Genomic DNA, 25,630 nt, shown 5'->3' with positions numbered 1-25,630 from the left:
GTTTGCATTTGTCCGGTCGATGCCGGTTTTATTTTTTATAGAAAAATAGATGTCTGTCGGATACGGATACCGCCGTAGAAAATACGTAGATATCGTCAGGGCAGGCGAATGGTTTAACAATTTGGCTGAAATGGCAAATAGAAATGAGGAATAAAGTATCGGAGTTGTGAATGCATCACGCATATTCTGCGTGATGCATCACGGGTAACGCGCAGGAAATTCAGAGATTATTGGTGTAGTGCCAGCGTAAATAGCGCAGCAGACGAAGCTGGCGTTTAATTCGGCTTGGTTGGGATAGCAGGCGGTAAAGCCACTCCAGCCCCAGGTTCTGCCACACCTTCGGCGCACGCTTCACGTGGCCGGTAAAGACATCATAGGTGCCACCCACGCCCATATAGAGCGCGTCGGGGTAAACCTGCCGGCAATCGCGCATCAGGATTTCCTGCTTCGGTGAGCCCATCGCCACGGTAACGATTTTTGCCCCGCTCTCACGAATACGCTCGAACAGCGCCGGCCGCGCTTCCGGCGTAAAGTAGCCATCCTGGGTGCCGACCAGATTCACGTTCCACTGCTTGCGCAGCTTCTCCACCGTTTCCGCCATCACCTCAGGCTTGCCACCCACGAGGAACACCGGCGTGCCCTCTGCCCCGGCGCGCGCCATCAATGCTTCCCATAGGTCCGCTCCCGCCACGCGAGAGACGTTAGCCTCGGGATATTTCTTGCGAACCGAACGCACCACGGAAATACCGTCGGCGTACTTAAATTCCGCCGCGTTAATCAGTTCCCGCACCTCGGCGTTATCTTCCAGCGTCAGCATCTTTTCGGCATTAATCGCCACCAGCGTGCCCTGCTTCAGATTGCCGTCCGCGTACAGATAGTCCAGCGCATGCTGCATGTTGCGCCAGCCGATAAGCTTCAGCCCACGCAGGGTATAAGTCGGCGCGGTTAATGAGTCAGCCATTTTGTCCTTCTCCAACGTGCGAGGGACGTTTTAGCCGCTGATGAATCAGCCCCGCGCTTTCAAACAACCAGTACAGCAGTTTTGCCACCAGCAAGCACACCCCAAAGATAACCATGAAAAAGACGACGCGAGAGCCGAAGGAGTCCAGCCCTTCACGCGCCAGCACGATCATATTGAAGATCGCGCCAAAACAGAAACTGTGCAGAATCGCCGATTTATAGCGGTTGGTTTCCCGATTGCCCAGCATATACAGCCAGTCGAACCATTTAATAATCAGACCCACCGCCACCGCGCCCAGTGGCACAAACCACATACCGCCCATCACCACCAGTGAACCGATAAGCGTCGGGGAGATTGCCAGCCCGGAATGGTTGTTCAGCACTTCCCAGGTAAAGTAGTTGGCGGTGTTCAGCACGATGCTCGGCCGCGATGGCCACATCCAGCTTGGGATAAAGACGTAGAAGTCGCGCACCATCGGCGCCAGCCCCTGGAAGTCAATCTTGTCGTAGTTCTGCAGCAACAACGCCAGGTTTTCCCACGGCGAGAAGGTATCGCGCGTCAGATAGAGGAAGGTATAGAACGCTTCATCGCCGCTAACGTTCATGCCGTAGCGCTTCAGCGCCAGCCAGAACATGCCAACAATCCCCATCACCCCGGCCGCCACCAGCATCCACAGCGAAATCCAGCCACGAATAATGCCGATAAACAGGAAGATAGCGAAGGCGATAATGATGTTGGCACGAGTCCCACCGACAATCGCGTAGGTCAACAGGCCAAAGGCCGTCGTCGCGATCAGAAAACCAATCCACCGCTTCCAGCTCGGATTGAGGAAATAGACCACCAGCATCGCTGGAATAAAGAAGTAGAAGAAGCGCTTAAGCGCCACACCCGAGACTTCACTGGAGAAAATCTGGCTGTAGGAGCGCAGCTTAAACAGCAGAAAACCGTTATGCATGAAGAAGGTGCCGACCGTAAACAGCGCAATCACCATCAGCAAAATCCAGGTGATGTTCGTTTCAACGCGATTCATGGTAAACAACGGTCGCCGCGCAACGTTGGTCTGCGCAGGCCGCAGACGCGTTTTGTAGGTTACGTAGTAGACCGCATAGAAGCAGACCGAGATCAGCAACGTTTGCAGCAGCACGTCCGGCGGCGACACGCCGACGCCAAAGCGGAACACCAGCGTACAGGTCAGCGGGAAGCCGAAGAAGAAGGTCAGCAGGAACAGCAACGAGAAGAAAACGTTGAAGTTAAAGCGAACACGGCGAAACTCAAACCAGGTCAGGGTGCCGATAAACAGCGTCGACAACAGCCAGACGGCAAGCAGCCCGGTAAACTGCATTTCGCTCATACCGCTTCCCCCGCCGCCAGTTGCAGCGCCCGATGCCACGGCGCCAGATAGTTAGGTTTGAAAAAGGCGATGGCGTTTTTATCCACCAGCGCCAGCTGACGCTGCGCTTCACGCACCACCGGGACGGTCAGCGCATCGTCGGTGAATAACACCGGAATATGCTGCTCGGCCATATCCTGCCAGAACGGGTTCTGCCGGTTAAGTACACAGGGGATCCCCGCCTGAATCAGCAAACAGAGCGTGCCGATACCCTGCTGGCGCGCAAAAATAAAATAGCCCAAATCGCAGCGACGCAACAGCGCAAGATAGGCATCAAATTCCAGCTTTTCACGAAGAATCTGCACATTTTCGGCGCTGAATAGCGCCAGTGTGGCTTCGTTGACTTCCGCAATATAGGCCGCGTTGTTCGCCGGGTAGCCCATCGGCACAATGACGCTTACCGTATCGCCAAACTGCTGATGCACGGCCTTCAATGCCGCAACATGCTCGTTGCTACGATCGCCAGAGTTACCCACCAGTACCGTCAGCTTGCCGTCGCGCGGCGCGGCGTCTGCCAGCCCGTTCAGCGCAGGGTCCATTCGCGTTGGGAAGTAAAGCAGCTCGCCGGGCACCTGCGGGTGACGGGCAGAAAAATAGCTGAGATCGCCACGGGTGGCAAACACGCGGCCCACACGCCCCTGCGCCATGCGACGCAGCGGATAAAACAGGCGGAACTTCAGGCCGCGGGAGACTTCATACAGATCCGCCCCCCAGATATGCCAGCTCGCCTGCGATGGCTTCAGGCCGCCGCTGAGCAGCGCCAGCCAGATACCGGTATTAAACTGACCGTGGAAGAAAAAGCGCTGCTGCCGGTTGGCCTTCGCTTTTGCCACCACCGCCTTTGCCAGCGCGGATTTATCGTTATAGCGGTCTATCTCCAGCGAAGGAAATGCCTTCACCAGGCTCTCATCGCCGCTCACCACCATAAACTGACGGGCGTGCGCGGGCTCTGCGGCCAGCTCATCGGCAAAAAACCGTAGCACCGTCTGGTTATGATGAGGGATATCCGATCCCAGGATATGTATCAGTTCGGTCATTGCCGTTTACGCCAAATTAAAAATACGCCGCTACACAGCGTGAAATAGACAATATAGGTCGCCATATAGGCCTGCGCTGCCCCCAATGCGCCGTGCGCCGGGATAAGCCAGTGGGAGAACGCCGTCAGCAGCGTAAACTGGCTCAGTTCGGCCAGAATATAGAAACGCAGCGAGGCTTTGGCGATCACTAAATAGCCATAAACGTAAGCGCCTACTTTCAGTACATCACCCACCAGTTGCCAGGCGAACAGGTCGCGCATGGCGACAAATTTCGATGAAAACAGCAGCCAGATAGCAAAATCGCGCAGCAGCCAGACGGTCAGGCTTGCCGCCGCCACCGCCGGCACCACAAACTTCAGCGAGCGGCCAATTTCGCGACCAATATCCTGCTTGGCAGTTAACCGCGAAAGCGTAGGTAACAGATAGACGCTAAACGAGGCGGTAATAAATTGTAGGTAAGCATCGGAGATACTGCTCACGCCTTGCCAGATCCCCACTTCATCCCAGCTGTAGTGCGCCGCCATCAGGTTTCGCATCATCACGTAGGCCACGGGCATGGTAACGGAGGTAATCACCGCCATCAGGGTAAATTTGCCCAGTTGACCCGCCAGTAAACGATCCCACTGCGGTTTGAGATAGCCCCAGGGAATGACGCCGCGCTTGCTGAGCATCACCGCCGCAGGAATCACGATCAGCGCCGGTACCAGCGCCAGCCCCAGCAGCGCGCCCTGATAGCCGCCAAAGTGGTAGCAAGCGTAGTAAGCCACCACGCCAATAAGGCTACCGGCAATCAGCGACAGCGCATTGCCCGCCGCGTCGCGGAAGCCTTTCATCAGCGCCAACAGCAGGTTCGCCCAGGCGATACCTAACTGCACCAGCGCGACGAGTCGCACCAGCCCCTGATAGTGAGTATGGCCAAACAGCCCCTGGCTTATCGGTGCCGCCGCGAGCAAAAAGACCACCGCCAGCAGCGTGGAGAAGCCGAGCACCATTGCCGACGAGGTGCCCACCACCTGACGCAGGCGTGCCGGGTCATCGTGATGCTGGGCGACCAGCTTCGTCACCCCGTTAAAGATTCCCGCCCCGGCAAGCACGCCAAGTACGGTCACCAGCTGGCGAAAGTTACCCGCCTGACCCACCCCTGAAGGACCAAATGATACCGCCAGCAGCTTGACCACCAGCAGCCCAACGCCAATCTTTACCAGCGTGGACGCGGCGGTCCACACCGAAGCTTTTGCCAGTGACATATCAGGCGAAGTAGCTCAGCAGGGTATTAATGACCGTGCGCTGGTCAACCGGCGACAGGTTATAGAACAGTGGCAAGCGAAGTAAACGCTCACTTTCTTGCGTAGTGAAACGGTCCTGGCCGTGGAACTCGCCAAACTTCTCGCCCGCTGGGCAGGAGTGCAGCGGAATGTAGTGGAACACCGCGAGGATTTCCGCCTCTTTCAGCCAGCTAATCAGCGCGCTGCGATCTTCTACGTCGCGCAGTTTGATATAGAACATATGCGCGTTATGGCCGCAGTTTTCCGGGATCACAGGCAGGTCGATACGCCCGGCGTTTGCCAGCGGCAGCAGCGCGTCATAGTAGGTTTGCCACAGGGATAAACGCTGTTTATTGATCCGTTCGGCGGCTTCCAGTTGTGCCCAAAGATAGGCAGCCTGCAGGTCAGACATCAGGTAGCTGGAACCGATATCGCGCCAGGTGTATTTATCCACCAGGCCACGGAAGAACTGGCTGCGGTTGGTGCCTTTCTCACGGATAATTTCCGCGCGTTCCACCAGCGCGCGATCGTTAATCAGCGTCGCGCCGCCTTCACCGCCAGCAGTGTAGTTCTTGGTCTCATGGAAGCTAAAGCAGCCGATGTGGCCGATGGAGCCCAGCGCGCGGCCCTTGTAGGTCGACATCACGCCCTGTGCGGCGTCTTCCACCACGAACAGATTGTATTTTTTCGCCAGCGCCATGATGGTGTCCATCTCACAGGCCACGCCCGCGTAGTGCACCGGCACGATGGCACGGGTTTTGTCGGTGATGGCCGCTTCAATCAGCGTCTCATCGATATTCATGGTCTCTTTATGCACGTCGACAAACACAATTTTCGCGCCGCGCAGCACAAAGGCGTTGGCGGTGGAGACAAAGGTGTAGCTCGGCATAATCACTTCGTCGCCCGGCTGGATATCCAGCAGGATCGCCGCCATTTCCAGCGAGGCGGTACAGGACGGGGTCAGCAGCACCTTGGCGCTACCGAAGCGCTGTTCCATCCACTGCTGGCAGCGACGGGTAAAGCCGCCGTCACCGCACAGTTTCCCGCTGCCCATCGCGGACTGCATGTAATCGAGTTCAGTACCCACTACCGGTGGGGCGTTAAATGGAATCATGGAGTCACCTGTATAGCCAGTACGCGGTGCTAACCACGTTAGCGCCGCTATGAATATAGCGTTGAAGTGCTGCGGTATTGCCGGCTTGCGTCGCCACCCGTAGCGTCGAAAGACCGCGGGTATGCGCCCAGCACACCGCCGCCTGCATCAGTTCTGCACCCGCACCGCGCCCGGCCAGCAGGCCGATTCTCGCGTCACAGGCGTTTAATTCTCTTAAGGAGACAAAGGCGCGAATCGCCCCGCGTTCATCGCGAAACACCAGGCACTGGTTATCAAAGGTGCCTTTTACCGCGTTTTCAATCCACTGTGCATAGAAACGACCGCTCGCCTCCGGCGCATACCACGGCGCGCGAAAACGGCTTTGGGCAAAAGCCTGAGCGGCAAGGCTGCGCAGCGCGGGGATATCGTCGTCAGTAGCAACCTGTGCCAGCGTGGTTCCACCCGCAGTCACCGGCAACGCCAGGTCAACTTCACCCTCGACCAACCGGAAACCCAACTGCTGGAGCGCATCAAGATGTTCCACCTGATGCGCGGCGATTTTCGCCTGCACCCGCGCCCATCCCGCTAGTCGTTCAGCGGTCAGCTGCGGCGCATCGTCGACAATACGAACAATGGCGCTGTTCACACCGAAGAATTGGTTTTCCCACGTCAGGGGATCAATACTGGCGCGGACGAGCACGAAGCAGCTCCAGCAGATACTGGCCGTAGCCGGTTTTCGACAGCTGCGCGGCGGCGCGCTTAACGCCGTCGTCGTCGAGCCAGCCGTTGCGCCAGGCTATCTCTTCCAGGCAGGCAATCTTAAAGCCCTGACGTTTTTCCACCGTCTGCACAAACATGCTCGCCTCAATCAGGCTGTCGTGCGTGCCGGTATCAAGCCAGGCAAAACCGCGGCCCAGCAGTTCAACGGTCAGCTTGCCGTCGTCCAGATACATCTGATTGATGGAGGTGATCTCCAGCTCGCCGCGCTCGGAAGGCTTCACGCGCTTAGCGTACTCCACCACCTTGCTGTCGTAGAAATAGAGACCGGTCACCGCCCAGTTGGATTTTGGCTGTTTCGGTTTTTCTTCCAGCGACAGCGCGTGGAAGTTATCGTCAAACTCCACCACACCAAAGCGTTCCGGGTCCATCACCTGATAGCCAAACACCGTCGCCCCTTCGGTACGCGCCGCCACGTGGCGCAGTTTCGGGCTAAAGCCCTGGCCGAAGAAGATATTGTCGCCCAGCACCAGGCATGACGGCTCGCCGTTGAGGAAAGCTTCGCCAATGATAAACGCCTGCGCCAGGCCGTCCGGGCTTGGCTGCTCGGCATACTGCAGCGAAATACCAAATTCACTGCCGTCACCCAGCAAGCGCTGGAAGTAACTTTTGTCATCCGGCGTGGTGATGATCAGGATTTCACGGATTCCCGCCAGCATCAGCACCGACAGCGGGTAGTAGATCATCGGTTTGTCGTAAATCGGCAGCAGCTGTTTTGACACGCCGCGGGTGATCGGATGCAGGCGCGTGCCCGATCCGCCAGCAAGAATAATACCTTTCATTGCTTTCCTCCTCTGGGGTGATTACCCCTTCAGACCCAGACGTTCACCCTGATAGCTACCATCCTGTACCTGCTTCCACCAGCTTTCGTTGGCGAGGTACCACTGGACCGTTTTACGCATCCCACTTTCAAAGGTCTCTTCTGGGGTCCAGCCCAGGTCGCGGGCGATTTTCGCCGCATCGATAGCGTAACGTAAATCGTGGCCAGGACGGTCGGCGACAAACGTAATCAGGTCATGATAATGCGCGATGCCCTGCGGCTTTTCCGGCACCAGCTCTTCAAGCAGGGCGCAGATAGTCTCGACCACGTCGAGATTTTTACGCTCGTTATGACCGCCGATATTGTAGGTCTCCCCGATGCCGCCTTCGGTGGCAACGAGGTAGAGCGCACGGGCGTGATCGTCAACGTAGAGCCAGTCGCGGATCTGCTGACCATTGCCGTACACCGGCAGCGGTTTCCCGGCCAGCGCGTTGAGGATGGTCAACGGAATCAGCTTCTCCGGGAAATGGTACGGGCCGTAGTTATTTGAACAGTTGGTGATAAGCGTAGGCAAGCCGTAGGTACGCAGCCAGGCACGAACCAGATGGTCGCTGCTAGCTTTAGATGCAGAGTAAGGGCTGCTTGGCGCATACGGGGTGGTTTCAGTGAAGAAATCATCCACCGAATGCAGGTCGCCGTACACTTCATCGGTTGAAATATGGTGGAAGCGGAATGCCGCTTTACCGTCGTCATCCAACGCAAACCACCAGGCGCGAGCGGCCTCCAGCAGCGTGTAGGTGCCGACGATATTGGTTTCGATAAACGCCGCCGGGCCATCGATAGACCGGTCAACGTGGCTCTCGGCCGCCAGGTGCATCACCACATCCGGGCGATACTGCGCAAACACGCGGTCCAGCTCTGCGCGATCGCAGATATCCACCTGTTCGAATGCAAAGCGCGGGTCTTGCGCCACCGGTGCCAGCGAAGCCAGGTTACCGGCGTAGGTTAGCTTGTCCACAACGACGACGCTGTCAGAGGTGTGGTTGATAATATGGCGGACGACCGCCGAGCCGATGAAGCCTGCGCCACCGGTTACCAGAATGCGTTTCAACGCCAGACTCCTTTGGTATCAACCACATACTGCTGAATAATCGCTTCGCCGCTGATGGCTTTAAATTGGCTGTGATCGACCAACATCACAATAACGTCAGCGCTGGCGAGCGCGGTTTCAAGCGACACCAGCGAGCACAGGCCGTCGAGCTTTTTCGGCAACTGATGAATATTGGGTTCCACTACCAGCGTTTCGCCGCTGTGCCATTGGGCAATCAGCTGCGCAATTTCCATCGCCGGGCTTTCGCGCAGATCGTCAATGTTTGGCTTAAATGCCAGGCCAAAGCAGGCAATTTTCAGCTCGCTGGCACGCTTATCGCTGGCCGCCAGACAATCGGCGACGTTAGCCTTCACCTTGTCGATAACCCAGAACGGTTTATGGTCGTTAACCTCGCGCGCGGTGCGAATCAGACGCGCCTGCTCCGGGTTTTGCGCCACGATAAACCACGGGTCGACAGCAATGCAGTGCCCACCGACGCCAGGACCCGGCTGGAGGATATTGACGCGCGGGTGGCGGTTCGCCAGACGAATCAACTCCCAGACGTTAATCCCCTGATCGGCGCAGATAAGTGACAGCTCGTTGGCAAAGGCGATGTTCACATCGCGGAAGCTGTTTTCCGTCAGTTTGCACATCTCGGCGGTACGGGCATTGGTGACCACGCATTCACCTTCGAGGAAGATGTTATAGAGTTCACTGGCGCGCGCGGAGCATACCGGCGTCATTCCGCCAATCACGCGATCGTTTTTAATCAGTTCCACCATCACCTGCCCTGGCAGCACGCGCTCCGGGCAATAGGCGATATTGATGTCCGCCTGCTCACCCGCCTGCTGCGGGAAGGTCAGGTCCGGACGCATCTCGGCCAGCCAACCGGCCATCAGCTCGGTTGCGCCCACCGGGGAGGTGGATTCGAGGATCACCAGCGCGCCTTTCTTCAGCACCGGCGCAATAGAGCGCGCCGCCGCTTCGACGTAAACCATATCCGGCTCATGGTCGCCCTTAAACGGCGTTGGCACGGCAATCAAATAGGCATCTGCCGCTTCCGGCGTGGTGGTGGCGCGTAAATAACCGGCGGACACCGCCGTTTTCACCACCCTGTCGAGATCGGGCTCAACAATATGAATCTCGCCGCGGTTGATGGTATCAACCGCATGCTGATTAATGTCTACGCCCACCACCTGTTTTTGCCGCGAAGCAAACGCCGCCGCAGTTGGAAGGCCGATATAGCCCAGACCGATCACCGAGAGGGTTGAGAAACTCATAGCGTTACCTGATTATTTTTTAATGCTGACAATATACGTTCGCATGCCCGGCCATCCCCATATGGGTTATGGGCCCGGCTCATCCTTTGATATTCATCTTCGTCACGCAGTAGTCGCGTGACTTCATCCACGATGCGTTGGCTATCGGTGCCCACCAGACGTACCGTCCCGGCATCAATGGCTTCCGGGCGTTCGGTGGTTTCGCGCATCACCAGCACCGGTTTACCCAGCGACGGCGCTTCTTCCTGAATACCGCCAGAGTCGGTCAGGATAAGCCAGGCGTGGTTCATCAGCCAGACGAACGGCAGGTACTCCTGCGGCTCAATCAGCATGACGTTATCGATATGCCCCAGAATACGGTTAACCGGTTCGCTGACGTTCGGATTCAAGTGCACCGGGTAGACAATCTGTACGTCCGGGTTGTTCGCGGCGACTTCCGCCAGCGCATGGCAAATTTGTTCAAAGCCCTGACCAAAGCTCTCCCGACGATGCCCAGTGACCAGGATCATCTTCTTTCCCTGGCTCAGGAAAGGGTAACGTTGGGAGAGATCTGCATTCAGCGCCTTATCGTTCATCACCCGATCGCGTACCCAGAGCAGCGCATCAATCACCGTATTGCCGGTAACAAAAATCCGCTTACCTGACAGATTTTCCCGCAGCAGGTTCTGTCGTGAGTTTTCAGTCGGTGCGAAGTGATACATCGCCAGATGCCCGGTCAGCGTCCGGTTGGCCTCTTCCGGCCACGGTGAATAGAGATCACCTGTACGCAGGCCTGCCTCAACGTGCCCTACGGGGATACGCTGATAGAAGGCCGCCAGGCTCGCGGCTGCAGTAGTGGTCGTATCACCATGCACCAGCACGACGTCAGGTTTAAACGATTCCAGAACGGGCTTTAACCCCTGCAGAATTCGGCAGGTAATTTCCGTTAAACCCTGTCCTGGACTCATGATGTTGAGATCATAATCCGGAACGATGGAGAAGAGGCTTAGCACCTGATCAAGCATTTCCCTATGCTGCGCAGTGACGCAGACCTTAGCCTCAAAATGAGGATCCTTTGCTAGCGCGTGGACCAGAGGCGCCATTTTGATCGCCTCCGGGCGTGTGCCAAATACAGTCAGTACTTTCACATCGATTCTCTTCTATAGATGAAACAGGCCCATCGCCCTTCATCAATTGATGGGTATTTACTGCGTGCGACGACGCGCCAGCGCTACCCCAGCACCAACCAATGCGCCGACAATGCCCCACATGACCATCAGGAATACACGACGTGGGCTAGTGCGTTTTACCGGTTCCTCCGGCGTGCGCAAATACCGATATGTCTGGAAACTTGGCGCCAGCGTCGGGCCTACGTTGAGGGTCGTTAGCATAGCCCTCCCCTGATCGTAATCAAGGTCAAACGTCGGACCTACGGCCTGAAGATTCTCCAGACGCGCCTGCAGCATCGGGCGGCCAAGCAGAGAGAGCTCAGAGTCCGGCAACTCATCGGACGGCACGTCGGTTTCGCTGCGATTAATATTGTGCTGCTGCGCGATTTTCAGCGCGGCTTCAATGCTGTGCAGACGGCGGTTGAAAATCGCCTGCGCGACCTCTTCCTGACGTTTTACCTGCGCCTTCACCTGAATGGTGCGGGCGGCCCAGGCGCCTTTCAGTTCGTCATTCAGGTGCCCCGCAGCCCGCTGGCTGGCGAAAGCCACGTACTGACGCAGCAAATTATTCGCGTCCGGTGCCGTTTCCGCCGTCAGCTTCACGCTGTCGCTGACGCTTTTCTGCGCATCGCCAGGGATAAACTGAATGTCGTCAATCAGATCATCGAGCAACGCAGCATCCGCGCGCGAGTTACCCACCATCCGCTGCTTGTAGTAATCCGTCTGCAGCCAGAAATCACGACGGGTATCCCAGGAAGCCAACTGCATAACGAACTCTTTATAGACTTCATCCATCACCGAAGGCGGCGTGGCGCTAGTCGGGTTGACCTTCACATCCAGATTGCGCAGGAACTGCTGCTGCGAATAGTAGCCACCCAGCATGTTTACGGTCGGCCGATCGGTGATCGCCGTAGCGCTCCACTCCTGCCGGGCAAAAAAGGTATAAATCAGCACCACGGCGGCAAACAGCACCGCAAAGCCAATAATCCAGTGTTTTCCTGACCACAACGCGCGAAACAGGCCGCGAATATCCAGTTCATTCTCAGCACTAGCCAACTGTGCTTCCGGTAATGGTTGTGTCATTACTACCCCAGTTTTACTTGGTTAATTTTGGATTGTTGTCGCTGTTCCGACGCATTCTGCGCTTCATGCGCTTAATAAAGCGCGCCACTTTCCAGGCCCGCTTGATGCAGTAACCGTAGAGGCCAAAGGCCAGCAGGAACAGTATCAGCATGACCCACTCAGGCACCACGCGAGTGTATTCTGCGACAACACCAATGGCTGCCAACAGCGCAGCGGCGAGGGTAATCAACACCAGCGCCTGACGCGAGGTGAAGCCCGCGCGCATAATGAGATGGTGAATATGCTGGCGGTCAGGAGAGAACGGGCTCATCCCTTTGCGTAAACGACGATACATGATGGCAACCATGTCCATCAACGGAATCGCCACAATCCACAGCGCCGTAACCGGACTTATCGGATGGTGCGTTCCCTGAGTGGTTTCCAGCAGGATCCAGATAACGGTAAAACCAATCAGCGTACTGCCGGCGTCGCCCATAAAGACTTTGTAACGGCGGCCCAGCACGCCCAGGTTCAGCATGATATAAGGCAGGATGGCGGCAATCATCGCGAAGCACCACATGGCGAGGCTCGTCTGGCCGTCAAACCACAGGATCAGGCCAATGGCGGCAAAGCTGACGCTCGACAGACCGCCAAGCAGACCGTCAATACCATCAACCATATTGAAGGCGTTAATCATCGCCCACACTGCAAAGAGAGTCAGGAAGAAACCAAACGGCCCCAACACCAGCTCCCATGAGCCAAAAATATAGCCCAGGCTTTGCAGATATAAATGGCCTGCGGTCATCATGACGATGCCTATTGCTGCCTGAACGGTGGCACGAATTTTGACGCTGATGTCGTAACGGTCATCCAAAGCCCCCACTAGCACCAGAACACCGGCACAAGCAAGGTACAGGGAAGCGTGTGGGATATAGTAATTGGCAATCGCGAAGGTGAGGCAGATCCCGGCATAGACAGAGATGCCGCCAACAAGCGGAATAAGCCCCTGGTGACGTTTACGAAAGTTTGGTTTATCCACCAAACCGACCCATTTTGCCGCTTTGCGGGCAAAAAACAGGAATACGGTGGTGAACAAGAAAATACTGATCAGGTCAGTACCGACGGTCAGTAAACTCACAATTTATACTCGCTGCGAATATTAATAGCGAAAGTATACCCACGATAGCAACGCATCAGAAGAGGAAGCCTGATGAATATTGGGGAAACTTGCCTGATTTATAACCGATTTTGCAAACTAACTATCATTGTAGCCACAAACTCCAAGTATCCATGAAAAAAATGCGATTCCCCATTGGCTAAACTCCTAAAAACAAAAACGCCACACGATTGTGTGGCGTTTGTCAGCAAAAACCTTATTTTACGAGCGTTTCATCATATCGAAGAAATCGTCGTTGGTTTTGGTCATGGCCAGTTTATTGATGAGGAACTCCATCGCGTCGATTTCACCCATTGGATGGATGATTTTGCGCAGGATCCACATTTTCTGCAGCTCTTCAGGCGTGGTGAGCAGCTCTTCTTTACGGGTACCGGAACGGTTGTAGTCGATAGCCGGGAAGACGCGTTTTTCAGCAATCTTACGAGAGAGGTGCAGTTCCATGTTGCCGGTACCTTTAAACTCTTCATAGATAACTTCATCCATTTTAGAGCCGGTATCGATAAGCGCGGTCGCGATGATAGTCAGGCTACCCCCCTCTTCCACGTTACGCGCAGCACCGAAGAAACGCTTCGGACGGTGCAGGGCGTTGGCATCCACACCACCGGTCAGGACTTTACCAGACGCAGGAACCACGGTGTTGTACGCACGTGCCAGACGAGTGATGGAGTCGAGCAGGATGATAACGTCTTTCTTATGTTCAACCAGACGTTTCGCTTTCTCGATAACCATTTCCGCAACCTGAACGTGGCGAGATGCTGGTTCGTCAAAGGTAGAAGCAACCACTTCACCTTTCACCAGACGCTGCATCTCGGTCACTTCTTCCGGACGTTCGTCGATCAGCAGAACCATCAGTACGCAGTCTGGGTGGTTGTAGGCGATGCTCTGCGCGATGTTCTGCAGCAGCATGGTTTTACCGGCTTTCGGCGGTGCCACAATCAGACCACGCTGGCCGCGACCGATTGGCGATGCCAGATCCAGGACACGAGCGGTTAAGTCTTCGGTAGAACCGTTACCACGTTCCATACGCAGACGAGAGTTTGCGTGCAGCGGGGTTAAGTTCTCGAACAGGATCTTGTTGCGCGAGTTTTCCGGCTTATCGTAGTTAACCTCGTTAACTTTCAACAGCGCAAAGTAACGCTCACCCTCTTTTGGAGGACGAATCTTACCTGAAATGGTGTCACCAGTGCGGAGGTTGAAACGACGGATTTGGCTAGGGGAAACGTAGATATCATCAGGGCCGGCGAGGTAGGAGCTGTCTGCGGAACGGAGGAAACCAAATCCATCCTGCAGTATCTCCAGCACACCGTCGCCAAAGATATCCTCGCCACTCTTCGCGTGCTGCTTCAGGATGGCGAAAATGATGTCCTGCTTGCGCATACGTGCCTGGTTTTCCAGACCCATATTTTCGCCGAGAGTGATCAGCTCAGAAACCGGCGTGTTCTTTAATTCGGTAAGATTCATAATGGTGTGGGTTCTTAAACTCGGGGTAAATCTCGAACTTAATTTGTGAATGGTATGGCAGGGTCATCCGTGCCTGTTTACGGCCATCAACTCATGTCTGTTCGCTGCCTGGTCACAGGAGAGTACGCGGAACTGAAACGACAAGACGGAAAAGAGTGACAAGCCTGGAATTTTTTAACCTCTGACGCTGTTAACGACAACGGGAGGTTTGGGTCAAACAGATTCAAACAAGGTATGTTTAAAACGAAGTCAAAGTTAACTTAGCACGACTGATGGCAAGCGTCCAGAGTTCCGCTCAAATTAAGAACACAGGAACCCTGAACGCCTACGTTGAATCTCTTACGCCAGGTTAGCGTCGAGGAACTCTTTCAGCTGGCCTTTAGACAGTGCGCCAACTTTAGTCGCCGCAACTTCGCCGTTTTTGAACAGCAGCAGCGTAGGGATACCGCGGATACCATACTTCGGTGCAGTACCTGGGTTCTGATCGATGTTCAGTTTAGCCACGGTCAGTTTGCCCTGATACTCCTCGGCGATTTCATCCAGAATCGGGGCGATCATTTTGCACGGACCGCACCACTCTGCCCAGAAATCGACGAGTGTCAGCCCGTCAGCTTTGAGTACGTCCGTGTCAAAACTGTCGTCAGTCAGGTGAATAATTTTATCGCTCATATTTAACTCCACAGGAATAAGCCTGGTGTGTTGGTGTAGCATTAACCAACGAGGTGTTGATGTTGACTTCGCCAACAAAGGTTGACGTTATTTCACCGGATACGCTTTCTTAATGCAATAGTAAGCTGATATTCTACCACACTATGAGCAAAACACATTTAACAGAACAGAAGTTTTCCGACTTCGCCCTGCACCCTAAAGTGGTTGAAGCCCTTGAAACTAAAGGGTTTTATAATTGCACGCCCATTCAGGCGCTGGCTTTGCCGCTGACGCTTGCTGGACGCGATGTGGCTGGACAGGCGCAAACCGGTACCGGGAAAACGATGGCGTTCCTGACGTCGACGTTTCATTATCTTCTTTCTCACCCGGCAGTTGCTGACCGCCAGGTGAACCAACCGCGCGCCTTAATTATGGCGCCAACCCGTGAGCTGGCAGTACAGATTCACGCTGACGCAGAGCCGCTGGCTCAGGCGACCGGCCTGAAACTGGGCCTGGCCTACGGCGGTGACGGCTATGATAAACAGCTGAAAGTGCTGGAAAGCGGCGTCGATATTCTGATCGGCACCACCGGCCGTCTCATTGACTATGCAAAACAGAACCATATCAACCTGGGCGCGATCCAGGTCGTGGTGCTGGACGAAGCCGATCGTATGTACGATCTGGGCTTTATTAAAGATATCCGTTGGCTGTTCCGCCGCATGCCTGCGGCCAACCAGCGTCTGAACATGCTGTTCTCCGCGACGCTGTCTTACCGCGTACGCGAACTGGCGTTCGAGCAAATGAACAACGCCGAATACGTGGAAGTCGAGCCAGAGCAGAAAACGGGCCACCGTATTAAAGAAGAGCTGTTCTACCCTTCCAATGAAGAAAAGATGCGTTTACTGCAAACGCTGCTGGAAGAAGAGTGGCCAGACCGCGCGATTATCTTCGCCAACACCAAGCACCGCTGTGAAGACATTTGGGGCCACCTGGCTGCCGATGGTCATCGCGTCGGCCTGCTGACCGGTGACGTGGCCCAGAAAAAACGTCTGCGTATTCTGGAAGATTTCACCCGTGGTGATATCGATATCCTGGTCGCGACCGACGTTGCGGCACGCGGCCTGCATATTCCTGCCGTTACGCACGTCTTTAACTATGACCTGCCGGACGACTGTGAAGACTACGTACACCGTATCGGTCGTACCGGTCGTGCAGGCGCAAGCGGTCACTCAATCAGCCTCGCCTGTGAAGAGTATGCGCTCAACCTGCCGGCCATTGAGACCTACACCGGTCACTCTATCCCGGTGAGCAAGTACAACCCGGATGCACTCTTAACCGAGTTGCCGAAGCCGCTGCGTCTGACGCGCGTTCGCCAGGGTAACGGTCCGCGTCGTTCGGGCGCTCCGCGTAATCGTCGTCGTTCAGGTTAACTAAGTTATGCTCACTACCACCTCGCTCTATGCAGCTATCGATCTCGGTTCCAATAGTTTTCATATGCTGATAGTTCGCGAGGTGGCGGGCAGCATCCAGACGCTGACGCGCATTAAGCGCAAAGTACGTCTGGCCGCCGGGCTTAACCGCGACAACACCCTCTCGACGGAAGCGATGGAACGAGGCTGGCAATGCCTGCGTCTGTTTGCTGAACGTCTTCAGGATATTCCCCCAACGCAAATTCGTATCGTGGCTACTGCGACACTGCGTCTTGCCGTTAACGCCGACGTCTTTATCGCCAAAGCCCAGGAAATCCTCGGCTGCCCGGTGCAGGTTATCCGCGGCGAAGAAGAAGCGCGCCTGATTTATCAGGGCGTGGCGCACACCACCGGCGGCGACGATCGTCGTTTAGTGGTCGATATCGGTGGGGCCAGTACCGAACTGGTTACCGGCACCGGTGCGCAAACGACCTCGCTGTTTAGCCTCTCAATGGGCTGCGTCACCTGGCTTGAACGTTACTTTACCGACCGCAATCTGGCGCAAGAACATTTCGACGAAGCGGAACGTGCCGCCCGTGAAGTGCTTAAGCCGGTTGCCGATGAACTGCGTCAGCATGGCTGGAAAGTCTGTGTCGGCGCGTCCGGTACGGTACAGGCGCTGCAGGAAATCATGATGGCGCAGGGGATGGATGAACGCATCACCCTCGCCAAGCTTCAGCAGCTTAAACAGCGCGCCATTCAGTGTGGCCGCCTGGAAGAGTTGGAAATTGAAGGGCTGACGCTGGAGCGCGCGCTGGTCTTCCCAAGCGGGCTCGCCATTCTGATCGCCATTTTCACCGAGCTGAATATTCAGTGCATGACCCTGGCCGGCGGCGCGCTGCGCGAAGGGCTGGTCTACGGCATGCTGCATCTGGCGGTCGATGAAGATATTCGCAGCCGCACGCTACGTAATATCCAGCGCCGCTTTATGGTCGATATCGAGCAGGCAAATCGCGTATCCCAACTGGCGGCGAATTTTGTCGAACAGGTGAAAGATAGCTGGGATCTGGAGCCGCTAAGCAGCGAACTGCTGCTAAGCGCCTGCGCACTGCATGAAATTGGCCTTAGCGTCGATTTTAAACAGGCTCCGCAGCACGCGGCCTATCTGGTCCGCAATCTTGACCTGCCGGGCTTCACTCCTGCACAGAAAAAGCTGCTCGCTACCCTGCTGCTGAATCAGACCAACACCGTGAATCTGCCCACGCTCCACCAGCAGAACGCCGTACCGCCGCGCGTGGCGGAGCATCTCTGTCGCCTGCTGCGTCTGGCGATTCTGTTTGCCAGCCGTCGCCGCGATGATCTTCTGCCAACCATTACGCTGACAGCCGATGGGGAAAATCTGACTCTCACGCTGCCGGAGAGCTGGCTGGAACAGCATCCGCTAGGGCGTGAGATGATTGATCAAGAGTGCCAATGGCAAAGCTATATCCACTGGCCGCTGCAGGTTGCCAGCAGCACCACGCAATAAGCCAACCACGAGGGGCAGACGATGCGCGATGAACTGGATATCAAGTCACTGCGTTTTTTCTCTGCCCTCTACCGCTTAGGCAACGTTTCCCCTGCCGCCGATTCACTTAACATCAGCCAGCCCACCGGCAGCATTCTGCTCAAACGGCTACGCGACCACTTTGATGACCCGCTGTTTATTCGCGTAGGCCAGCGTATGGAGCCCACGCCGCGCGCGGACTTTATCGCCCAGACGGTCTTCAGCATCCTTGACCTTGCCGATAATGCGCTGATGAAAACGCCGGATTTCTCACCGCAAACCAGCACGCGAAACTTTACCCTCAGCATGACCGACATCAGCCAGATGACCCTGCTGCCGCATCTGCAAACCCTGCTCCGCGAGCACGGTGCGGAGGGCATTACCTTCTCAGTGCTGAATATTGATGAGAGCACGCCGGGGGATCTCGAATCCGGAAAGTGTGATTTAGCGATTGGCTATCTGCGCCACTTACCCGACAGCATCTATCAGCAGCGTCTGTTTAATCAGTCCTACGTCTGCCTGTGCGCCGCCAGCCATCCCCGAATCCGCGAGGACTTTACGCTGGCCGACTGGCAGCAGGAACGGCACCTGGCCATTCGCATCGACGGCACCGGGCACGGCGATATCGATAACCTGCTTGAAGAAATTGAGCAGTCGCGCCGCGTGGCGCTTACGCTGCCCAGCTTCTTAGGCGCGGGCGAACTGGTGGCGGCTAGCGATCTTATCGCCGTGGTGCCGGAACAACCTGCGCGGCATCTGGTGAAACACTATCCGTGCCGCATCTGGCCGCTGCCGTTCTCCCTGCCCGGCATCGCCATCAGGCAACTCTGGCACCAGCGCCACCACCGCGACCCGGGCCACGTCTGGCTGCGCGGGCTGATTGCCACCATCGCCGAGCAGCATCTCGCCTGACGCCCTATTCGATTTCGTAATAACCTCTATTGCGTTTCACGCATTGCCGCCACGGCGTGCAAAAACCTATTCTGCGGGCAGACAAACGTTAGCCCTCTAGCCGAATAAGGAATGCATCATGCGTGGAAAAATCGCCCTCGAAGAACATGTCTCTACCCCGGAAAATAACCGCCTTTGGGATGCCACCGGCGAAGCGGCGCGTAACGGCAGCGAATACATGAAAGACGTTGAACGCCGCTTAATGGATCGCGGCATCCACCTTGATGAGATGGCGCAGCGCAATATCGACCATGTGATTTTGTCCCTCACCTCCCCGGGCGCGCAGTCGATTCTGGATAAAGCCAGCGCCGTGGCCTTTGCTCGCAACACTAACGACTATCTCGTTGAGCACTGCGTGAAGCCGCATCCGGATAAGTTCAGCGCTTTCGCTACCCTGGCGCTGCAAAACCCAGAGGCCGCCGCCGATGAACTGGAGCGCGCCGTGAAAACGCTGGGCATGAAAGGCACGCTGATTAACGGCTATACCAACGTCAAGGACAGCGAGCACGGGCTGTATCTGGATGATGAGTCCATGCTGGTGTTCTGGGATAAAGTGAGTGCCTTAAACGTGCCGGTATACCTGCATCCGCGCGAACCACTAGAAGGCCCGGCCCGCGGCATTTATACCGGCTATGAAAGCCTGATCGGCTCCGCCTGGGGCTTTGCGCAGGAGACCGCCGTCCACGCCATCCGCCTGATGATGAGTGGCCTGTTTGACCGTTACCCAAATCTGAACATTGTGCTGGGACACCTGGGTGAAGGGCTGGTACACATGCTGCCGCGTACCCAGCATCGCCTGTACCGCCAGCGTTTTGGTGTCGGTTTAGGCAAGGCGGAGAAACCGCTGATGCATTATCTGCAGAATAACTTCATCGTGACCACCAGCGGGCACTTTAATACCTATTCGCTGCAAAATGCGCTGGAGATTATGGGGGAAGACCGGGTGATGTTTTCCGTCGACTACCCGTATGAAGATATTCATCAGGCCTGCGACTGGTTCGATCCGCTGGAGATGGATGCGGAGCTGAAAAATAAGATTGCCTGGGGTAACGCCAGCCGGGTGTTTGATATCAAGTAACGTGGGATTGCCGGATGGCGGCTTCGCCTTATCCGGCTTACGACCACCTGTAGCCCGGCCGAGGCAACGCCGACGCCGGGGAGGCTCTGTGCACATTCCCGGCGTCGCTTTGCTCGGCCGGGCTACGGGTTAGCTTTTTTTTGCCTTCGCCAGCATTTCACGAATGTTGGCGACGTTTGCCTGCCCCTTGTGCATCCGTTCTTCAGGTGTAATCACCTTCCGCTCCTGCTCCCACACCACATCGTCCTGCGGCAGCTCCAACAGGAAACGGCTCGGTTCCGGGCGCACCAGTTCACCGTACTGGCGGCGCTCTTTGCAGAGGGTGAAAATCAGCTCTTTCTGCGCGCGGGTGATCCCCACGTAGGCCAGGCGGCGCTCTTCATCGACGTTGTCCTCGTCGATGCTGCTCTGGTGCGGCAGCAGCCCCTCCTCCATCCCCACGAGGAAGACGTACGGGAACTCCAGCCCTTTCGAGGCGTGCAGCGTCATAAGCTGAACCTGATCCAGCTCTTCTTCACTTTCGCCGCGTTCCATCATATCGCGCAGGGTGAAGCGAGTGACCACCTGAGTCAGGGTCATCGGCTCTTCCAGCTCGCTGCCTTCCAGCATCTCCGTCATCCAGCTAAACAGCGTGTTGACGTTTTTCATGCGCATTTCGGCGGCTTTCGGGCTCGGCGAGGTTTCAAACAGCCAGGACTCGTAGTCGATACCATGAATCAGATCGCGTACGGCGGCAATTGGCTCACGCTCCGCCAGGCGCTGGATTTCGCCCAGCCACTGGGTAAAACGGGTGAGAGATTCATAGCCGCGCCCGGTTAACGTCTGACTCAGCCCTATATCGAAGCTGGCGGTGAACAGACTTTTGTTGCGGGTCATCGCCCACTCACCGAGCTTTTGCAGCGTCGCCGAACCAATCTCACGCTTCGGCGTGTTGACGATGCGCAGGAACGCGCTGTCGTCGTCCGGGTTGCTCAGCACGCGCAGATAGGCCAGCAGGTCTTTAATCTCCGGGCGGGAGAAGAACGAGGTGCCGCCGGAAATTTTGTACGGGATGCGGTTCTGCATCAGGAATTTTTCAAACACCCGCGACTGGTGGTTGCCGCGATAGAGAATGGCGTAATCCTTGTACTGCGTCTTGTTGACGAAGTGATGGGCGATAAGCTCGCCGGTGACGCGCTCTGCCTCGTGTTCTTCGTGGTTGGCGCTCAGCACTTTCAGTTCCGGGCCATAGCCCAGCTCGGAGAACAGGCGCTTTTCAAACACGTGCGGGTTATTGGCGATGAGGATGTTCGCAGCCTTCAGAATACGCCCGGAAGAACGGTAGTTCTGCTCCAGCTTAATGACCTGCAGCGCGGGGAAGTCTTTGCTCAGCAGCACCAGGTTCTGCGGACGCGCGCCGCGCCAGGAGTAAATCGACTGGTCATCGTCGCCGACCACAGTAAACCGCGCGCGCTGCCCTACCAGCAGCTTCACCAGCTCATACTGGCTGGTGTTGGTGTCCTGATATTCATCCACCAGCAGGTAGCGAATCTTGTTCTGCCAGCGCTCACGCACCTCTTCATTACGCTGCAACAGCAGCGTTGGCAGCAGAATCAGGTCATCGAAGTCCAGCACGTTGCAGGCCTTCATATGGGCGTCGTACAGGCTGTAGCAGTGGGCGAAGATGCGATCGCGCTCGCCCTTCGCGCTGGCCGCCGCCTGCGGTGGGGTCATCAGATCGTTTTTCCAGTTGGAGATCGTCGAGATCAGCTGCTGGAATACCACTTTATCGTCTTCGATCAACCCTTCGGTCAGATCTTTAAGCAGCGCGGTTTGATCGGTATCGTCAAACAGCGAGAAGTTCGACTTCATGCCAAGCGCCGCGTATTCGCGCTTGATGATATCCAGCCCCAGGGTGTGGAAGGTAGAGATCATCAACCCGCGCGCCTCTTTACGCCCCAGCGTCTGCGCCACGCGCTCTTTCATCTCGCGCGCGGCCTTGTTGGTAAAGGTGACGGCAGCGATATGACGAGCCTGATAGCCGCAAACGCGGATCAGGTGCGCAATTTTATTGGTGATCACGCGGGTTTTGCCGGAGCCAGCACCCGCCAGCACCAGGCAAGGGCCAGTGACAAATTCGACGGCTTGTTGTTGTCCGGGGTTTAAACGCATAGGGGCATTGCTCAATCTGTAAACACGGGGGTGTGGATTGTAGCAGAAAGTCAGGCTGAGATTTACCCGCCGAATGGTAAAGTGTTGGGCAGCAACCCAACGATAAGAGTGACCTTATGGCAAAGAGCGCGGCAGCCCTGCATATCCTGGTAAAAGAAGAAAAACTGGCGCTGGAGATCCTCAGCAAACTGGAGCGAGGAATCAGCTTCGATCATCTGGCAAAACGCTATTCCCGCTGCCCTTCAGGGCGCAACGGCGGCGATTTGGGGGAGTTTAAGCAGGGTGCGATGGTGGGGCCGTTCGACGCCGCCGTTTTTAGCTGCCCGCTGCTCAAACCTTTCGGGCCGGTCAAAACCAAATTTGGCTATCACATCATCAAGGTGCTGTATCGGCGATAAGCCATGCTAAAATCGCCAGCCTTACAGACTCGCTTATAGAAAGGCACGATCATGGCAAAAACAGCAGCAGCAGTGCATATCCTGGTGAAAGAAGAGAAACTGGCACTGGATCTTCTGGAACAGATTAAAAACGGCGCCGACTTCGGCAAGCTGGCGAAGAAGCACTCCATCTGCCCATCGGGCAAACGCGGCGGTGATTTAGGTGAATTCCGCCAGGGCCAGATGGTTCCGGCGTTCGATAAAGTCGTCTTCTCCTGCCCGGTGCTGGAGCCAACCGGCCCGCTGCACACCCAGTTCGGTTACCACATCATTAAGGTGCTGTACCGGAAATAAACAGCAACGCCTTCTCATGGAGAAGGCGTTTAGTGTTTGCACCCTCTCCCCGTGGGAGAGGGCCGGGGTGAGGGCACCAGCGTGCTCGGTAATTAGCCAGCGACGCCGGGTTTTTTATTTCTGCGATTGCAGCGTCTGCTGGGCGTTATGCTTCATCACATGGGTGCTAATCGCCGCCTGGAACACCTTAAACATCAGGCCGTTAATCAGCGTGGTAATGGTAATGACGATAAACGCCGTCATCACCCAATCAATCAGCGCAAAGCCGCTGTTTAACAGCGCCGGGCGATAGACCGCCATCCCGCCAAATACCACCCAGTGGCTTAAGCAGTAGAAGCAGTGGAACAAGTGGCCCATCAGCGCATTCTTTTTCGCCGTCCATTCGCGAAACGCGGCAAACAACTCCGTCTGCGTCACCGTCATCGAAATACTGCTCGCCGCCATCGCAATCATCAGGCAGGTGGTTAAGGTTTCAGTCATGGTTGTGGCCTTTGTCGTTGAAGTAGCTGATAAATTCGCGGCCGATATCCTGCAACGTCAGGCGTTTAAAGCGATCGAGGATCAGCGTCTGCGCATCGGCGAGCGTCTCTGACATCACCCGGTTTACTCCCTGCTCCACCAGGCACTGCGGGTTTTCACTGCGGTTGCCTAACGCAAACAGCGCCGGCTCGCCAAGCGCCATGTAGATATCGTAAAGCGTGATATCGCCGACCGGCCGACACAGCCGCCAGCCGCCGTGGTGCCCCTTAGTGGCACAGACAATGTTGTTTTCCCTGAGCCCGGCAAGCAGCTTGCGGATGAATGCCGGATTACCGTCGATAAAGGCGGCCATCTGTTCGGACGTCAGAGGTTTATCCATCTGCTCCAGATGAAGCAGGATGTGCAGCGTGGCTGAGAATGAGTTGTTTGTTTTCATGTAACTTACGATATTACATAAGATAGGTATGAGCAATCCCAGAAGCGATAATCTGTATAAATAAAAGCTATCAGACTGATAAATAGATGAATTTATATGATAAGAGAGTGGATCCAACGATCCCGTCAAACGCGGATAAAAAAACGGCCCGGTAGCGAGGCGCTGACCGGGCCGGATGATAACGAGGTTTTATTAGCCTGCTACTGCGATACGCTTCATATCGGTCATGTAGCCGCGCAGTTTCTTACCAACCTGCTCGATAGCGTGACCGCGAACCGCTTCGTTCACGTCGCGCAGCTGAGCGTTGTCTACCGCGCCTTCAGCAATCGCTTTGCCCAGGTCGCCGGTCTGCAGGGTGGTCATGAACTCTTTCAGCAGCGGTACGCAAGCGTAAGAGAACAGGTAGTTACCGTATTCTGCGGTGTCGGAGATAACCACGTTCATTTCGTACAGACGCTTACGAGCGATGGTGTTCGCGATCAGCGGCAGCTCGTGCAGTGATTCGTAGTAAGCGGACTCTTCGATGATGCCGGAATCCACCATGGTTTCGAACGCCAGCTCAACGCCCGCTTTCACCATCGCAATCATCAGAACGCCTTTATCGAAGTACTCCTGCTCGCCGATTTTGCCTTCAAACTGCGGTGCGGTTTCGAACGCGGTTTTACCGGTCTCTTCACGCCAGGTCAGCAGTTTCTTATCGTCGTTAGCCCAGTCAGCCATCATGCCGGAGGAGAATTCGCCGGAGATGATGTCGTCCATGTGTTTCTGGAACAGCGGCGCCATGATCTCTTTCAGCTGTTCTGACAGCGCATAAGCGCGCAGTTTCGCTGGGTTAGACAGACGGTCCATCATCAGGGTGATGCCGCCCTGCTTCAGCGCTTCGGTGATGGTTTCCCAGCCGAACTGAATCAGTTTTTCGGCGTAAGCCGCGTCGGTGCCTTCAGCCACCAGCTTGTCGAAGCACAGCAGAGAACCGGCCTGCAGCATACCGCACAGGATAGTCTGCTCGCCCATCAGGTCAGATTTCACTTCTGCTACGAAGGAAGATTCCAGTACGCCCGCACGGTGACCGCCGGTCGCCGCTGCCCAGGCTTTAGCGATGGCCATGCCTTCGCCTTTCGGATCGTTTTCTGGGTGAACCGCAATCAGCGTTGGAACACCGAAACCACGTTTGTACTCTTCACGTACTTCGGTACCCGGGCACTTCGGTGCCACCATCACAACGGTGATGTCTTTACGGATCTGCTCGCCCACTTCGACGATGTTGAAGCCGTGGGAGTAACCCAGCGCCGCGCCGTCTTTCATCAGCGGCTGTACGGAACGCACAACGTCGGAGTGCTGTTTGTCTGGCGTCAGGTTAACCACCAGGTCAGCCTGCGGGATCAGCTCTTCGTAGGTACCGACTTTAAAGCCGTTTTCAGTCGCTTTACGCCAGGAAGCACGCTTCTCAGCAATCGCTTCTTTACGCAGAGCGTAGGAGATATCCAGACCGGAGTCACGCATGTTCAGGCCCTGGTTCAGACCCTGAGCGCCACAGCCGACGATGACCACTTTTTTACCCTGAAGGTAGCTTGCGCCGTCGGCGAATTCTTCGCGGCCCATGAAGCGACATTTGCCCAGCTGAGCCAGCTGCTGACGCAGATTCAGTGTATTAAAGTAGTTAGCCATGATGGTGTACTCCGTGATGTTGTGTGTCGTT

General features: G+C 56.0%; 24 protein-coding genes and 1 pseudogene. 6 read left to right on the top strand and 19 right to left on the bottom strand.

What is annotated here, in order from left to right; genetic code table 11:
- Window positions 1-220: 220 nt before the first annotated feature.
- From wecG to trxA, 15 genes and pseudogenes are all read right to left on the bottom strand, one after another.
- Complete coding sequence (gene wecG, locus AB2B48_RS18850; protein ID WP_220439449.1) at window positions 221-961, bottom strand: lipopolysaccharide N-acetylmannosaminouronosyltransferase; 741 nt, start codon at window positions 959-961, stop codon at window positions 221-223.
- On the bottom strand, window positions 954-2,312 hold the full coding sequence (wzyE, locus tag AB2B48_RS18845) for an ECA oligosaccharide polymerase (protein ID WP_185669600.1): 1,359 nt from the start codon (window positions 2,310-2,312) through the stop codon (window positions 954-956). The genes wecG and wzyE overlap by 8 nt, the downstream gene beginning before the upstream one ends.
- Window positions 2,309-3,388 (bottom strand): TDP-N-acetylfucosamine:lipid II N-acetylfucosaminyltransferase, encoded by a 1,080-nt coding sequence (locus AB2B48_RS18840; RefSeq protein WP_368299841.1) that lies wholly within the window; start codon window positions 3,386-3,388, stop codon window positions 2,309-2,311. Before AB2B48_RS18840 ends, wzyE begins: the two co-directional genes overlap by 4 nt.
- Window positions 3,385-4,635, bottom strand: coding sequence for a lipid III flippase WzxE (gene wzxE, locus AB2B48_RS18835; RefSeq protein ID WP_368299840.1), 1,251 nt, complete (start codon window positions 4,633-4,635; stop codon window positions 3,385-3,387). The genes AB2B48_RS18840 and wzxE overlap by 4 nt, the downstream gene beginning before the upstream one ends.
- A gap of 1 nt (window position 4,636) precedes the next feature.
- Entirely contained in the window at window positions 4,637-5,767 is a 1,131-nt protein-coding gene (gene rffA / locus AB2B48_RS18830; protein ID WP_185669603.1) for a dTDP-4-amino-4,6-dideoxygalactose transaminase, read from the bottom strand.
- Window positions 5,768-5,771: 4 nt separating this feature from the next.
- Window positions 5,772-6,446, bottom strand: coding sequence for a dTDP-4-amino-4,6-dideoxy-D-galactose acyltransferase (gene rffC, locus AB2B48_RS18825; protein WP_368299839.1), 675 nt, complete (start codon window positions 6,444-6,446; stop codon window positions 5,772-5,774).
- On the bottom strand, window positions 6,424-7,305 hold the full coding sequence (gene rfbA, locus AB2B48_RS18820) for a glucose-1-phosphate thymidylyltransferase RfbA (protein ID WP_185669605.1): 882 nt from the start codon (window positions 7,303-7,305) through the stop codon (window positions 6,424-6,426). The genes rffC and rfbA overlap by 23 nt, the downstream gene beginning before the upstream one ends.
- A gap of 21 nt (window positions 7,306-7,326) precedes the next feature.
- Window positions 7,327-8,394: a dTDP-glucose 4,6-dehydratase gene (rffG, locus tag AB2B48_RS18815; protein ID WP_368299838.1), complete on the bottom strand. Its 1,068-nt coding sequence runs from the start codon at window positions 8,392-8,394 to the stop codon at window positions 7,327-7,329.
- Window positions 8,391-9,653 (bottom strand): UDP-N-acetyl-D-mannosamine dehydrogenase, encoded by a 1,263-nt coding sequence (wecC, locus tag AB2B48_RS18810; protein WP_368299837.1) that lies wholly within the window; start codon window positions 9,651-9,653, stop codon window positions 8,391-8,393. Before wecC ends, rffG begins: the two co-directional genes overlap by 4 nt.
- Window positions 9,650-10,780 (bottom strand): non-hydrolyzing UDP-N-acetylglucosamine 2-epimerase, encoded by a 1,131-nt coding sequence (gene wecB / locus AB2B48_RS18805; protein WP_368299836.1) that lies wholly within the window; start codon window positions 10,778-10,780, stop codon window positions 9,650-9,652. Before wecB ends, wecC begins: the two co-directional genes overlap by 4 nt.
- A 57-nt stretch (window positions 10,781-10,837) precedes the next feature.
- Window positions 10,838-11,884, bottom strand: a complete 1,047-nt coding sequence (wzzE, locus tag AB2B48_RS18800; RefSeq protein ID WP_185669609.1) for an ECA polysaccharide chain length modulation protein — start codon at window positions 11,882-11,884, stop codon at window positions 10,838-10,840.
- A gap of 13 nt (window positions 11,885-11,897) precedes the next feature.
- A complete protein-coding gene (wecA, locus tag AB2B48_RS18795; RefSeq protein WP_368299834.1) occupies window positions 11,898-13,001 on the bottom strand; it encodes a UDP-N-acetylglucosamine--undecaprenyl-phosphate N-acetylglucosaminephosphotransferase in 1,104 nt (367 codons plus the stop codon).
- A gap of 240 nt (window positions 13,002-13,241) precedes the next feature.
- Complete coding sequence (rho, locus tag AB2B48_RS18790) at window positions 13,242-14,501, bottom strand: transcription termination factor Rho (protein ID WP_035895778.1); 1,260 nt, start codon at window positions 14,499-14,501, stop codon at window positions 13,242-13,244.
- Window positions 14,502-14,587: 86 nt separating this feature from the next.
- Window positions 14,588-14,650 (bottom strand): annotated as a pseudogene (locus AB2B48_RS18785) (rho operon leader peptide); the annotation flags it as partial.
- A 190-nt stretch (window positions 14,651-14,840) separates the two neighbouring features.
- Window positions 14,841-15,170 carry a thioredoxin TrxA gene (trxA, locus tag AB2B48_RS18780; RefSeq protein WP_002883224.1) on the bottom strand — a complete coding sequence of 110 codons (330 nt, stop codon included), beginning with the start codon at window positions 15,168-15,170 and terminating at the stop codon, window positions 14,841-14,843.
- Window positions 15,171-15,313: 143 nt separating this feature from the next.
- Between trxA and rhlB the strand changes: the two genes are divergently transcribed.
- The 4 genes from rhlB to AB2B48_RS18760 all read left to right on the top strand — a co-directional run bounded on the left by rhlB (window position 15,314) and on the right by AB2B48_RS18760 (window position 20,133).
- Entirely contained in the window at window positions 15,314-16,579 is a 1,266-nt protein-coding gene (gene rhlB / locus AB2B48_RS18775) for an ATP-dependent RNA helicase RhlB (protein WP_185669611.1), read from the top strand.
- A 7-nt stretch (window positions 16,580-16,586) separates the two neighbouring features.
- Complete coding sequence (gene gppA / locus AB2B48_RS18770; protein WP_368299833.1) at window positions 16,587-18,086, top strand: guanosine-5'-triphosphate,3'-diphosphate diphosphatase; 1,500 nt, start codon at window positions 16,587-16,589, stop codon at window positions 18,084-18,086.
- Window positions 18,087-18,107: 21 nt separating this feature from the next.
- Window positions 18,108-19,016 carry a LysR family transcriptional regulator gene (locus AB2B48_RS18765; protein WP_368299832.1) on the top strand — a complete coding sequence of 303 codons (909 nt, stop codon included), beginning with the start codon at window positions 18,108-18,110 and terminating at the stop codon, window positions 19,014-19,016.
- Window positions 19,017-19,134: 118 nt separating this feature from the next.
- Window positions 19,135-20,133, top strand: coding sequence for an amidohydrolase family protein (locus AB2B48_RS18760; RefSeq protein ID WP_368299831.1), 999 nt, complete (start codon window positions 19,135-19,137; stop codon window positions 20,131-20,133).
- 129 nt (window positions 20,134-20,262) lie between these two features.
- Here the strand turns inward: AB2B48_RS18760 and rep are convergent, their stop codons facing one another.
- The gene (rep, locus tag AB2B48_RS18755; RefSeq protein WP_368299830.1) at window positions 20,263-22,284 is read right to left on the bottom strand and encodes a DNA helicase Rep; all 2,022 of its coding nucleotides are present in this window, start codon (window positions 22,282-22,284) and stop codon (window positions 20,263-20,265) included.
- A 116-nt stretch (window positions 22,285-22,400) separates the two neighbouring features.
- Between rep and ppiC (AB2B48_RS18750) the strand changes: the two genes are divergently transcribed.
- Both ppiC (AB2B48_RS18750) and ppiC (AB2B48_RS18745) read left to right on the top strand, forming a co-directional pair.
- The gene (gene ppiC / locus AB2B48_RS18750) at window positions 22,401-22,682 is read left to right on the top strand and encodes a peptidylprolyl isomerase PpiC (RefSeq protein ID WP_185669614.1); all 282 of its coding nucleotides are present in this window, start codon (window positions 22,401-22,403) and stop codon (window positions 22,680-22,682) included.
- Window positions 22,683-22,733: 51 nt separating this feature from the next.
- Window positions 22,734-23,015 carry a peptidylprolyl isomerase PpiC gene (gene ppiC, locus AB2B48_RS18745; RefSeq protein ID WP_023309650.1) on the top strand — a complete coding sequence of 94 codons (282 nt, stop codon included), beginning with the start codon at window positions 22,734-22,736 and terminating at the stop codon, window positions 23,013-23,015.
- 114 nt (window positions 23,016-23,129) lie between these two features.
- On the opposite strand, the gene AB2B48_RS18740 is transcribed toward ppiC (AB2B48_RS18745), so the two are convergent.
- The 3 genes from AB2B48_RS18740 to ilvC all read right to left on the bottom strand — a co-directional run bounded on the left by AB2B48_RS18740 (window position 23,130) and on the right by ilvC (window position 25,599).
- A complete protein-coding gene (locus AB2B48_RS18740) occupies window positions 23,130-23,495 on the bottom strand; it encodes a DUF1360 domain-containing protein (protein WP_368299829.1) in 366 nt (121 codons plus the stop codon).
- Window positions 23,488-23,931: an Rrf2 family transcriptional regulator gene (locus AB2B48_RS18735; protein ID WP_368299828.1), complete on the bottom strand. Its 444-nt coding sequence runs from the start codon at window positions 23,929-23,931 to the stop codon at window positions 23,488-23,490. Before AB2B48_RS18735 ends, AB2B48_RS18740 begins: the two co-directional genes overlap by 8 nt.
- A gap of 192 nt (window positions 23,932-24,123) precedes the next feature.
- Entirely contained in the window at window positions 24,124-25,599 is a 1,476-nt protein-coding gene (gene ilvC / locus AB2B48_RS18730) for a ketol-acid reductoisomerase (protein WP_035896549.1), read from the bottom strand.
- Window positions 25,600-25,630 lie beyond the last annotated feature (31 nt).

It is taken from the genome of Kluyvera sichuanensis (assembly GCF_040930405.1).
In the GTDB taxonomy this organism is placed as follows: domain Bacteria; phylum Pseudomonadota; class Gammaproteobacteria; order Enterobacterales; family Enterobacteriaceae; genus Kluyvera; species Kluyvera sichuanensis.
The sequence above is the reverse complement of the archived record's forward strand: the minus strand, read 5'-3'. Positions and strand labels throughout refer to the sequence as shown.

Excerpts from the sequence above, each read along its gene's own strand:
- wecG (WP_220439449.1), bottom strand. The coding sequence starts at position 961 with ATGGCTGACTCATTAACCGCGCCGACTTATACCCTGCGTGGGCTGAAG.
- wzyE (WP_185669600.1), bottom strand. The coding sequence starts at position 2,312 with ATGAGCGAAATGCAGTTTACCGGGCTGCTTGCCGTCTGGCTGTTGTCG.
- AB2B48_RS18840 (WP_368299841.1), bottom strand. The coding sequence starts at position 3,388 with ATGACCGAACTGATACATATCCTGGGATCGGATATCCCTCATCATAAC.
- wzxE (WP_368299840.1), bottom strand. The coding sequence starts at position 4,635 with ATGTCACTGGCAAAAGCTTCGGTGTGGACCGCCGCGTCCACGCTGGTA.
- rffA (WP_185669603.1), bottom strand. The coding sequence starts at position 5,767 with ATGATTCCATTTAACGCCCCACCGGTAGTGGGTACTGAACTCGATTAC.
- rfbA (WP_185669605.1), bottom strand. The coding sequence starts at position 7,305 with ATGAAAGGTATTATTCTTGCTGGCGGATCGGGCACGCGCCTGCATCCG.
- wecC (WP_368299837.1), bottom strand. The coding sequence starts at position 9,653 with ATGAGTTTCTCAACCCTCTCGGTGATCGGTCTGGGCTATATCGGCCTT.
- wzzE (WP_185669609.1), bottom strand. The coding sequence starts at position 11,884 with ATGACACAACCATTACCGGAAGCACAGTTGGCTAGTGCTGAGAATGAA.
- rho (WP_035895778.1), bottom strand. The coding sequence starts at position 14,501 with ATGAATCTTACCGAATTAAAGAACACGCCGGTTTCTGAGCTGATCACT.
- trxA (WP_002883224.1), bottom strand. The coding sequence starts at position 15,170 with ATGAGCGATAAAATTATTCACCTGACTGACGACAGTTTTGACACGGAC.
- rhlB (WP_185669611.1), top strand. The coding sequence starts at position 15,314 with ATGAGCAAAACACATTTAACAGAACAGAAGTTTTCCGACTTCGCCCTG.
- gppA (WP_368299833.1), top strand. The coding sequence starts at position 16,587 with ATGCTCACTACCACCTCGCTCTATGCAGCTATCGATCTCGGTTCCAAT.
- AB2B48_RS18765 (WP_368299832.1), top strand. The coding sequence starts at position 18,108 with ATGCGCGATGAACTGGATATCAAGTCACTGCGTTTTTTCTCTGCCCTC.
- AB2B48_RS18760 (WP_368299831.1), top strand. The coding sequence starts at position 19,135 with ATGCGTGGAAAAATCGCCCTCGAAGAACATGTCTCTACCCCGGAAAAT.
- rep (WP_368299830.1), bottom strand. The coding sequence starts at position 22,284 with ATGCGTTTAAACCCCGGACAACAACAAGCCGTCGAATTTGTCACTGGC.
- ppiC (WP_185669614.1), top strand. The coding sequence starts at position 22,401 with ATGGCAAAGAGCGCGGCAGCCCTGCATATCCTGGTAAAAGAAGAAAAA.
- ppiC (WP_023309650.1), top strand. The coding sequence starts at position 22,734 with ATGGCAAAAACAGCAGCAGCAGTGCATATCCTGGTGAAAGAAGAGAAA.
- AB2B48_RS18740 (WP_368299829.1), bottom strand. The coding sequence starts at position 23,495 with ATGACTGAAACCTTAACCACCTGCCTGATGATTGCGATGGCGGCGAGC.
- AB2B48_RS18735 (WP_368299828.1), bottom strand. The coding sequence starts at position 23,931 with ATGAAAACAAACAACTCATTCTCAGCCACGCTGCACATCCTGCTTCAT.
- ilvC (WP_035896549.1), bottom strand. The coding sequence starts at position 25,599 with ATGGCTAACTACTTTAATACACTGAATCTGCGTCAGCAGCTGGCTCAG.